Below are 9901 nucleotides of genomic sequence, written 5' to 3'. Positions count from 1 at the left end.
TGGAACAACCGCAGGAGTTGCAATGGCCAATAATAGAAATGCAATTCTATGTGAATTGAATCATGAATATGTTGCTCTCGTAGACAAACGTATTAACTCAATAGTGAACAAATAACAAGGAAATGATTATGACTAAACAATTAAAACCCTGCACGTTTTGCGGTAGTAAAGATTTATCTGTTAAATATATCGACTACAACTGCTATGCAGTGGAATGTAACAATTGCGGAGCAATGGGTCGATTTAGAGAGACTAAAAATGATGCACAATCAGCTTGGAACTCAAGAATTGATGAATCGACTAACTACACCAAAGAATAGCGAGAAATAATTAATGAAAAAATGTAAATCATCAACAACTCTTGAATCCATAGATAAATGGATGAAGGAAATAAATGGCGGGATTTTGAAACCAAAGGCTAATACATTTGAAAAATATAGCGGATTACCGGATGAGGAAATAAATCATCTGATTGCTGAAAAAGTTCATGACAGAAAAATAGATAGAGGAATTAATAAAGATGTATTGTTTGCTCTAACTATTATGACGCGTTTAATTTAATGGTGAATAATGAGATTAGTCTAGAAAAATGCTTAAACGGATGGATGGCTACCTTTGACGCAATTCATACGCACAACAAAAACCCCTGCCGTGCTATTGCAGAATGTTATTTGTTGATGAGAGATTAATGCAAAAATGATATTAAATTAGGAGAAAAATTATGCGAAACAAACTAGTTAAAGCTTCGATCTGGGCTAAATCTCAATTTGCCGAAAATTCAATCCCAGATCGTAAAACAATAAAAAAATGGATTGAAAAAGGAAAAATAAAAGGCTTAGTTGATGACGATGGCGCATTATGGGTTTATGAAAACGAAATCTTTGGAGTTGATCGTAACATTAGTAATGAGGTTTCAAAATTAATGGAGGCATCAGCATGACACCACGCTCAAGAAAATCTTCGTATAAAGAATTGCCTGATTATTTGGTGTATGACAAATCCAAAAAACAATACCGCTTTACATTAACAAATGGTGTTCGAAAATTAATGGGAGCGAATAAATCTCGCGCTATAGCCATCGCTATTGAATACAACAATCGAATGAGATATAAAAATATTCTATCTACAGAAACTCTGGTGATAGAATCAGGCGGCGATAAAGGAGAATATCAGCCATTTTCTAATCATATTGATCATCTAATGGAACGTATTTTTAAAGAGGAAAAATTATCAGAACGAGTTAAACAAGGGCTGACTAATGATTCTATCAGGGCAAAAGAGTTTTTTAGCACTATTGCATCAACTGACATTGATCTTGAACACGTTAATTTATATCTGAAGCAATATCATGCTAACGGTTCGGCCGAAGTTCAAAACAGAAAAGTGATGTTTTTGAAAAAACTATTTTCATATGCTGTAGATGAATCAATAATGATGGATAATCCTGCTACACGTAAAAAACTTAAAAAACTAGATGGCAAGAAACGTAAACGTTTATCAATAGAAGATTTCATTAAAATAAAAAATCATGCTCCGCTTTGGTTAAAAACAGCAATGGAGCTTTCGTTACAAACGGCTCAAGCAAGACTTGAAGTGTCAAGAATTAAATACTCTATTAAATCACCTAGTTACGGTGAAAGTGGTTGTATTTGGCTTGATGCCCCACTTAATGGCATTTATGGCACTCTTTATATCAATCGTCAAAAAACAAAAGATAAGGAGGCTGCACATATAGCCATACCCATTGGCGAGCAACTTAAGCGAATAATAGATAATAGTCGCGATCTAGTGTTAAGCCCTTATGTTGTTCACCGAATGCCAGAGAAAGCTACAAAGATAAATAAAAACGTCGATCATTTTACACAGGTTGACGCAGGTTATTTAAGCAAGGCTTTTTCTGCAATTAGAGATGAAATAGGCGTTATGGGTAACCTACCAATCGAATATCGTCCCACGTTTCATGAAATCCGTGCATTATCTGCGCATTTATTTGAACAACAGGGAATTAATCCGCAGGCGAGAATGGCACACAGCGATGAAAAATCAACAAAAATTTATACTAAAAATCACATTGAATGGGTTGAAGTTCCGCATGCTCAAATCGTAATTTAAGTGGGAGGAAAACTCTACCTAACTTATTGATTATTATAATCCTTATTTTCCCTAAAATACCTGTTTTTATATACAGTGAAAATTAATTTAATATATTGATTTTTATCATTACTTTCACTGTTAGGCTTTAATCTTGACATGGTGGGGATCATTGGTTCGAGTCCACCCGGGCGTACCATTCTAAAGCCTTATCCGAAAAGGCTTAGCAAGAATTCATCATCACCTCGATTTTTTTCTAGGGTAAAACTCATACTATTTTATAGTAAACTTTTGCGTCCTTCATTTCCATAAATTGAGTACTTACTCGATTATGCTTTAAATAGTTTGTTGTAAAACTTTTAAGAAACATTAGTTTTATTTAACTAAAGCGCTCAGTTATAACAATAAATTAGCTCATAAGATTACCCACATAAATTTACCACATAATGCCCTTGCAGTATGTTGTCTTTTTAGTGGGTACAATTAGCTCAAAGTTATTTTTAAGCATACATTGTTCAAAATTATACTCATTAAAACTTTTATAAAATAGAGAATCGGGACCTACAACTTTATAATCATAGTAAATACCATCTTTTGGTATATAACGAGCGCACGCCAGTTTTAGTTTATAAGCTTCAGAAGCTTTTTTACTGTCGTTGTTTATGAAAAATCTGGTGAAAATCTGATCTATAGTTCCTTTCATCTCTTCAGAGTCTTTACCAAAATGATAACCCTCAAGATAATTGTGCTGAATCGAGATTGCATATGCTAAATTCTCTTGAGATATATGCCCAGTTGAACATATATCGAGGAAGATCTTTTCAAGATTAACCTTTATATTTTCTGCTTCTTGATTACATTTTTCTAAATCATGCTTTGAAGCTTTAGATTTATTCCATAAAGTCGATCGCCAATATTTCCTTTTATAATTAGAATCTTCACTAACCCATGTACCAAACACGCATAACTCACCGTCACTCGAACAAGACGCTACATTGAAAGCAATCATAGTGACAACAAAAATTTTGACTAATCTAACCATCAATTATTTCCTATATAATGGTGGAAAACCATTTTATATAAAATAACACATTTATTATCATTTGAAACGACATTTTAAAATTTATGTTAAGGTATAGCTTTAATTAACATGCAGGAACAAACACAAATTTTAACATTTTCAATTTAACTTGATGCTGTTAAATTTTATTTTTAATTCTGAAAAAATCTCTTAATTAACGTTCTTTCCATAAAACTGATGAGCTAGTTAATATGCCGAATTGTACTAATGCAAAATCCTTAACTAATTATAAATATCAACACAGGTTAAGCGTTGGTAATTATCGAGTTTTTTTTGATGGCTATATTCATATTGTTTGTATTGAATAGATGAAAAAACGTGATTATCAAACTTACTAATATACAGTTTATAAATAACGAACAATGACAACCACAATTTAGTCATGCTTTTTTGTCTTTTTTTAGTCCATTTTTATCTACCTGTTTTTTACTCATTAGAGTAGTTCAAAAATAGACAAATACACAAATTTATTTACAGGGTCTTATTTTGTTCTAGTGCAGATTCTTTTTATTTGGCTTTTTGATTTTTTCGCCTCTCCTTTTTCATTTGAGCAAGTTAAAAACATCTCAATGTCAAAAGTAAATTTGTTGATGGAATTTTTTATCAAACTTCGATTTATTTTATATTCACAATCATTTTGAATTACTTCATTCATAAATTCTTCTTTTTTGACACTGACATCACCTCTATGCAGACCCCATTGCATTTTAATTATTTTTTCTTTATTTACTCTAAAAATGATTTTCATTGCATCATTTGGTTGTCTTGCCAGTTTTTTGACTGTGGTATAAGACCTACCCTTTCACAACTAACCATAAGCTCAGCACTTTTAACCTCTTTATATTTCGTTATATCAATAGTGAATATAAAAACTTTTTTATCTGTAATAGGAGTAATAGTGATGTTAACGCTCCAATCTTGGTCATTAGTTTCATTGCATAAAGACTCGATGAGATAAAAATAATAAAATGGTGATACATATCCTTTTCATACATTTTTCTATAAATAATTTGGCTTAGTAATACGAAATTTATGAAATTTGCACAATAAAAAACCACCCTAAGGTGGTTTTTTAGCCTATGTGATGATAATAGATGAATTAAATTTTATCTTGAATAGGTAGTCATAACATCACGTCCATTAGTATTTTTGAATGTGTATTGAATATCCACCCACTGATTACCTGATTTGCTTTTAACAAATTGTTTTATTGTTAAAGAGCATCTTGGCGCATCTTTATAGTTATTATTAAGGTTATCAAGAAAAACCAAATATTCACCACCTTCAACTGGTGTAAATACTATATTATCATAGCTACATGAACTGGATCTGTTTTCTTCTCCTGATGTATCAGAGAGGTTTGAATACCAATAATGCCAAATACTAGCATTAAATTTAAAAGTCTTATTTGCTGGAATATAAACATTATATGCAATTTCACTATTATTTGGAGTTGGTATGCCAAAGTTACGATCCTTGGTTTTTTCATCAAATTTTATTTTAGTTTCTGTATTATTGAGATAATTACCTTCTGTTTTACTCATTGAAAAAACACCAAAAATCATTGCAGTACTACTATTAAAATTTTTGGAATAAGTAAAGGTTACTTTGGCGACTTTATCACTAGGAAGAGGCTCAGAATAACTTTCATCTTTATACGTGGTGCAAGATGATATTAAAAAAGCAATACAAATTAACATTAATGGTAAAAATTTTTTCATCTCTATTCCTCAATAGTAAATTTTCTATATTTGCTCAATTATTGTACCATTGATGATTTGCAATAACTATAAAAAAATGAAACCACGCAGATAAACATGATGTAATCAATTGTCCATTATTCACCAAATCAGCGATAGATAATCAACAATTAAGCATTGATTTCCCCCAAAAAATACAATACTATTAAAGAGCGTTTAACTTATTGATTTTTATTATGAGAAAGACTTTATTTACCTTAATTGCTTTACCTTTTTTAGCCCTCGCTAATGATCAACTTGAGAAAGAAATCGACAGCTGTAAATCGCTGACTGATTCAACTCAAAGACTTGCATGCTACGATAAGATATTCGAGAAAAAAACTGAAAGCTCGATAGATAAAAATGCCATGGGCAAATGGTTTGTCCAACAAGGCGTATCACCCGTTGATGATAGTAAATCTGTGACCATAAGACTGAATGCTGATCGTCCAATAAACGCGCGATATAATTTAATAACACCTCATTTATATATCAGATGTAAAGAGAATGTAACTGAATTATATATCGATTTTGATACATTTTTACGTTCTAATGGTTTAACGCCCATAACACGTATTGACTCTGAAAAAGCGGTATCGAATAGAAGATGGGATATTTCAAATGATCATAAAGCAATATTCTATTCAAGCACCCGATCAAAAAAGACAACGGATTTTATTAAGGAATTAATCGGAAAAAATAAATTATTTATTCAAGTCACACCATACGGTGAGTCAGCAGTAAATACAACATTTACATTAACCGGGCTTGATGAAGCAATAAAACCGCTAAGGGAAACATGTGGTTGGTAATGGTATGGAAAACTAAATTCTTTAAAATATATTAGATTACCTTAAACACAAATCTCAACATTAAATGTTAAGCAAAGATGAAATTGATCCGTTTCGCTTCAAATACAAAGATCAATTTCATCATTATGATCATAAATCTTAACTTATAAAAGATCCTTCCTAACCAACAATTGAAAGTAATATTTATTATTCTATTAAAAACAAATTCAGATCAAACGGCGATCATAACCTTTTAGACACTGATGACGTTGTTAATTCATAGTGCATATAAAACAATTATTTGAAATTTAGCTTTCCACTTTTGGTATGTTATACAATTTATCATTATGCTTTGTTAATTTAATTGCTTCTATGAATAAGTCCAATCACGGTATTTTTGATAGGTTATCTCAAAATACCGTCAAATATACCGTAAACAGTTTAGAAAAGTTATCAATCTGAAATAATTGAAGGCGTTTTTTTAGATATGTTATCAATGAAAAAAATAAGTTCTGATAAGGTTGTAAAGGCGGATTATCAATTTTACCGGATTGAACGAATACGACCCCAGCAGGAATCGAACCTGCAACTAGCCCTTAGGAGGGGCTTGTTATATCCATTTAACTATGAGGTCACCGGGTCGGTTATTCTAATCAATTTAAACAAATAATACCAATTAAATAACAAAAATTTTCCATTTTATACAAACATGATACAATTAGCTTATCAATAATATTAACAATAATAGAAGAATATATTATGAAAAAAAGAATAATTGGAATGATGATTACTGCATTAGCGCTAACCAGTTGCGCTACATATCAGCCTGAAACCAATACATATAGCGACCCGTTGTCTGGGGTTAATAAAGCGATGTTCAACGTCAATTATTATGCGCTTGATCCCTATATTTTGCGTCCAGCAGCAGTAGTATGGAAAGATTATGTCCCGTCTCCTGTACGTAAAGGCGTCGTTAACTTTTCATCTAACTTATCTGAACCGGCATCTATGGTAAATAACTTGCTTCAAGGCGAAGTTCATCAAGCCAGTACCCATTTAGCCCGATTCTTTATCAATACTGTTTTTGGTGTTGCAGGGGTATTTGATGTTGCCAGCATGGCTGATCCGCAATTAAAGAAAGGAAACAGACGCAGTTTTGGTGATGTGTTAGGTCATTATGATGTTCCTTACGGACCTTACGTCGTTTTACCATTTTATGGATCAGCGACACTTAGACAAGAAGGTGGTGATCTTGTCGATACCCTTTACCCACCACTGGTTTGGTTAGATTGGCAATGGGCACTAGCCCGTGGCGTAGTTGACGGTATTGAAGCTCGCGCCGTTGCGATTGAATATGAAGATATGCTTAAAAATAGTGATGATCCTTATAACTTCATGCGAAATGCGTATTTCCAACGTAATGATTTTAATGCTTCCGGTGGTAAAGTCGATCAACAAAAACAACAGCAACGAGAAGAAAGCATTAACAGCTTTATTAATGATATCGATTCACAATAATAATGATGAATCAACATTAACAACCGCCGACAAGCTCGGCGGTTTCTGTTTATATCACTTTTAATGATCATTAAACCGCTTTCAATAGTACTGACTATTAATTGGGCACAATATTGGTAAAAGCTCAATTTTATACTTAGTCCGCTCAAAATTTATATTTCAATAGACTCTTATAAACCCTGCATTTCCGGCAGATAATGCCAAAAGCGTCTAGGCATTTGTTGCCGTTGTAATTTTGGATTAACCCTTTCTTTTATCGTTAAGGCTTGGCAATAACGATGCCACATAGTCTGAAAAAAAACTTCATCTTTCAACAGTACTGACTATTAGTTGGGGCACAATTTACGATAAAAGCTCAATTTTATAATAAGTTCGCTCAAAATTTATATTTCAATAGACTCTTATAACCCCTGCATTTCCGGCAGATAATGCCAAAAGCGTCTAGGCATTTGTTGCCGTTGTAATTTTGGATTAACCCTTTCTTTTATCGTCAAAGCTTGGCAATAACGATGCCACATAGTCTGAAACAAAACTTCATCTTCCGTTAAGTATTTTTGATTAATTTTGCTGTTAACCAACAAATCATCTTGATCAGTTAATGATATTTGTTCGATCTTTTCTAAATCATAAAAATATCCGTATTGTCGTTTTTCATCATAAATAGCCCATTTTTGATCAGCATAGCGATCTTTAAAAAACTTCAAAACCAAAGGCAAAGCATTATAAATAGGCGCCACAACAGAAAAATAGATTTTCTCTTTAGCATGATTCTGATCTGTCGGGCTTTCAATAGTATTAAAACGGACAAATTGAATTAAGTGATGTCTCTCTTTACTGACTTTTTTGGCAATTTCATGTACTGCAAGCACATCCGGATCGGCAAAATCGGTTTCGATTGATTGCTGAGACTTAAACACTTTGCAAATATAGCGAAAGATAATTAAATCACTTTCCGGAATTTCCGATAACCACACGTACATTAAATGATTAAGTGAGATTTTCGCTAATTTTTTATTTAGCGCGCTCATCACTCGTTCATATTTACTATTACGAAATTCGACATCATGGATATTAGAAACCAATAAAGGCGCCACCTCACCCTTCCCTAATAAGCATTCCGGCATTTGTTTGAGTTTAAAAGCATCAAACACAGCGCAAAGTAATCCTTCAAAACTTTTATCATAACTAAAGGCAAGCATCAACTACCACCCCATAACCAATTGTTGCGGCACATTTAGATTTTTCGCTTCCAGCAGTGGTGGTTCTTGCAAGGAAAGGCGGATATATTCGGCTGAAGATTCAAGCAATTTAAATGTTTTCATTTCATGACAAACAATAAAAAATTGTGCTCGTTTCAATACCACGCCAATACGTTTAAGCGCCTCTAAATTCAGTTTACGATGACGCCGAGCTAATACTATCATTTTAGCGGACTTAACCCCAATGCCCGGCACCCGTAAAATTTTTTGATAGCTATCACGATTTACATCAACCGGAAAACATTGCGGATTACGTATTGCCCATGCAAGTTTAGGATCAACCGTTAAATCTAAATCAGGATATTGCTCATTAACAATTTCTTCCACATCAAAACCATAAAATCGTAGCAACCAATCGGCTTGATACAATCGATTTTCACGAACTCTTGGCACTTCTTGCACAACCGGCAATCTGCTGTCATAGCTGTTTACCGGAATAAAACCCGAATAGTAAACCCGCTTCATGCTTGGTCGCTTATATAATTTGGCGGTTAATTGCAAAATCTGATTATCGGTTTCATCGGTCGCACCAATAATCACTTGCGTACTTTGCCCTGCCGGAACAAATTTTGGAGTCGATTTAATTTTTTTGCGATCTTCGATATTCTCTAATAAGTTTTGCTGGATATGGCGCATCGGTTGATAGATGCTTTGATGATCTTTATCCGGCGCTAATAATTTTAAATTCTTTTCGGTGGCAATTTCTAAATTGACACTCATCCGATCGACCAATAGTCCCGCTTCGGTGATCAATTCATTACTTGCGCCGGGTATAGCTTTCATATGAATATAACCATTAAAATGATACTCATTGCGCAAAATTTTGACCACACGAATCATCTTTTCCATTGTGTGATCCGGGCTTCTGACAATTCCGGAACTAATAAATAGCCCTTCAATATAGTTACGGCGATAAAATTCAATCGTTAAATCAGCCAACTCTTTTGGCGTAAATCCGGCACGAGGGATATCATTACTTTGTCGATTGATACAGTAAGCACAATCGAACATACAGTAGTTAGTGAGCATGATTTTTAGCAAAGAAACACAACGACCGTCGGCAGTAAAACTGTGACAAATGCCACAGCTACTAGCATTACCAATGCCTTTATGCTTATTACTTCGAGAAGTGCCGCTCGAAGCGCAAGAAATATCATATTTTGCCGATTCGGCTAATATTTCAAGCTTAGCTATCATTTTCTCATTCATTTATTCACTCACTTATAAACTGTATATTTGTACAGTATAACGTAATGAGTATTCGCATCGCAAGTAAATATTGTGTATTAAAAGCGTTGTTTAAATCATAAAAATGAAGCGACGATAGAATTTTGTTTTATTAAATTTTTTAATATTAATTCGATTAATCAACTAGTTGATATGAAATTGATTATAAAAAAAGAGTTAAGGTATTGTTCAGCT

At 33.2% G+C, this 9901-nt stretch carries 12 protein-coding genes and 1 tRNA gene; 6 read left to right on the top strand and 7 right to left on the bottom strand.

Features of this window, described 5'->3' with window-relative positions; translation table 11 throughout:
* The first annotated feature begins 128 nt into the window (after positions 1–128).
* From J3U74_RS11410 to J3U74_RS11395, 4 genes are all read left to right on the top strand, one after another.
* Positions 129–320, top strand: a complete 192-nt coding sequence (locus J3U74_RS11410) for a Lar family restriction alleviation protein (protein WP_267328911.1) — start codon at positions 129–131, stop codon at positions 318–320.
* A gap of 13 nt (positions 321–333) precedes the next feature.
* Complete coding sequence (locus J3U74_RS11405; RefSeq protein ID WP_267328910.1) at positions 334–561, top strand: hypothetical protein; 228 nt, start codon at positions 334–336, stop codon at positions 559–561.
* Between the two features lie 160 nt (positions 562–721).
* Positions 722–940 (top strand): hypothetical protein, encoded by a 219-nt coding sequence (locus tag J3U74_RS11400; RefSeq protein ID WP_267328909.1) that lies wholly within the window; start codon positions 722–724, stop codon positions 938–940.
* Complete coding sequence (locus tag J3U74_RS11395) at positions 937–2112, top strand: hypothetical protein (protein ID WP_267328908.1); 1176 nt, start codon at positions 937–939, stop codon at positions 2110–2112. The genes J3U74_RS11400 and J3U74_RS11395 overlap by 4 nt, the downstream gene beginning before the upstream one ends.
* Positions 2113–2527: 415 nt before the next feature.
* Here the strand turns inward: J3U74_RS11395 and J3U74_RS11390 are convergent, their stop codons facing one another.
* The 3 genes from J3U74_RS11390 to J3U74_RS11380 form a co-directional block, all read right to left on the bottom strand.
* Complete coding sequence (locus tag J3U74_RS11390; RefSeq protein ID WP_220217470.1) at positions 2528–3133, bottom strand: hypothetical protein; 606 nt, start codon at positions 3131–3133, stop codon at positions 2528–2530.
* A 520-nt stretch (positions 3134–3653) separates the two neighbouring features.
* Complete coding sequence (locus J3U74_RS11385; RefSeq protein ID WP_267329085.1) at positions 3654–3920, bottom strand: hypothetical protein; 267 nt, start codon at positions 3918–3920, stop codon at positions 3654–3656.
* A gap of 358 nt (positions 3921–4278) precedes the next feature.
* Entirely contained in the window at positions 4279–4893 is a 615-nt protein-coding gene (locus tag J3U74_RS11380) for a hypothetical protein (RefSeq protein ID WP_267329086.1), read from the bottom strand.
* 215 nt (positions 4894–5108) lie between these two features.
* Between J3U74_RS11380 and J3U74_RS11375 the strand changes: the two genes are divergently transcribed.
* On the top strand, positions 5109–5723 hold the full coding sequence (locus J3U74_RS11375) for a type VI secretion system-associated protein TagO (protein WP_220217473.1): 615 nt from the start codon (positions 5109–5111) through the stop codon (positions 5721–5723).
* A gap of 541 nt (positions 5724–6264) precedes the next feature.
* On the opposite strand, the gene J3U74_RS11370 is transcribed toward J3U74_RS11375, so the two are convergent.
* Positions 6265–6336 (bottom strand) — tRNA-Arg (locus tag J3U74_RS11370).
* 125 nt (positions 6337–6461) lie between these two features.
* Between J3U74_RS11370 and J3U74_RS11365 the strand changes: the two genes are divergently transcribed.
* Complete coding sequence (locus J3U74_RS11365) at positions 6462–7220, top strand: MlaA family lipoprotein (protein WP_267329087.1); 759 nt, start codon at positions 6462–6464, stop codon at positions 7218–7220.
* 170 nt (positions 7221–7390) lie between these two features.
* Here the strand turns inward: J3U74_RS11365 and J3U74_RS12580 are convergent, their stop codons facing one another.
* The 3 genes from J3U74_RS12580 to J3U74_RS11355 all read right to left on the bottom strand — a co-directional run bounded on the left by J3U74_RS12580 (position 7391) and on the right by J3U74_RS11355 (position 9688).
* On the bottom strand, positions 7391–7534 hold the full coding sequence (locus J3U74_RS12580; RefSeq protein ID WP_370633948.1) for a DUF4130 domain-containing protein: 144 nt from the start codon (positions 7532–7534) through the stop codon (positions 7391–7393).
* 87 nt (positions 7535–7621) lie between these two features.
* Complete coding sequence (locus tag J3U74_RS11360) at positions 7622–8419, bottom strand: TIGR03915 family putative DNA repair protein (RefSeq protein ID WP_267329088.1); 798 nt, start codon at positions 8417–8419, stop codon at positions 7622–7624.
* 3 nt (positions 8420–8422) lie between these two features.
* Complete coding sequence (locus J3U74_RS11355; protein WP_267329089.1) at positions 8423–9688, bottom strand: putative DNA modification/repair radical SAM protein; 1266 nt, start codon at positions 9686–9688, stop codon at positions 8423–8425.
* Positions 9689–9901 lie beyond the last annotated feature (213 nt).

The sequence above is a fragment of the Gilliamella sp. B3892 genome (assembly GCF_026536305.1).
GTDB lineage: Bacteria > Pseudomonadota > Gammaproteobacteria > Enterobacterales > Orbaceae > Gilliamella.
Note: the sequence above shows the minus strand (reverse complement) of the source record. Positions and strands in the feature narration are given on the sequence as shown.

What these genes read in the sequence shown, in the direction of transcription:
- J3U74_RS11410 (WP_267328911.1), top strand. Translation starts at nt 129, where the DNA reads ATGACTAAACAATTAAAACCCTGCACGTTTTGCGGTAGTAAAGATTTA.
- J3U74_RS11405 (WP_267328910.1), top strand. Translation starts at nt 334, where the DNA reads ATGAAAAAATGTAAATCATCAACAACTCTTGAATCCATAGATAAATGG.
- J3U74_RS11400 (WP_267328909.1), top strand. Translation starts at nt 722, where the DNA reads ATGCGAAACAAACTAGTTAAAGCTTCGATCTGGGCTAAATCTCAATTT.
- J3U74_RS11395 (WP_267328908.1), top strand. Translation starts at nt 937, where the DNA reads ATGACACCACGCTCAAGAAAATCTTCGTATAAAGAATTGCCTGATTAT.
- J3U74_RS11390 (WP_220217470.1), bottom strand. Translation starts at nt 3,133, where the DNA reads ATGGTTAGATTAGTCAAAATTTTTGTTGTCACTATGATTGCTTTCAAT.
- J3U74_RS11385 (WP_267329085.1), bottom strand. Translation starts at nt 3,920, where the DNA reads ATGAAAATCATTTTTAGAGTAAATAAAGAAAAAATAATTAAAATGCAA.
- J3U74_RS11380 (WP_267329086.1), bottom strand. Translation starts at nt 4,893, where the DNA reads ATGAAAAAATTTTTACCATTAATGTTAATTTGTATTGCTTTTTTAATA.
- J3U74_RS11375 (WP_220217473.1), top strand. Translation starts at nt 5,109, where the DNA reads ATGAGAAAGACTTTATTTACCTTAATTGCTTTACCTTTTTTAGCCCTC.
- J3U74_RS11365 (WP_267329087.1), top strand. Translation starts at nt 6,462, where the DNA reads ATGAAAAAAAGAATAATTGGAATGATGATTACTGCATTAGCGCTAACC.
- J3U74_RS11360 (WP_267329088.1), bottom strand. Translation starts at nt 8,419, where the DNA reads ATGCTTGCCTTTAGTTATGATAAAAGTTTTGAAGGATTACTTTGCGCT.
- J3U74_RS11355 (WP_267329089.1), bottom strand. Translation starts at nt 9,688, where the DNA reads ATGAATGAGAAAATGATAGCTAAGCTTGAAATATTAGCCGAATCGGCA.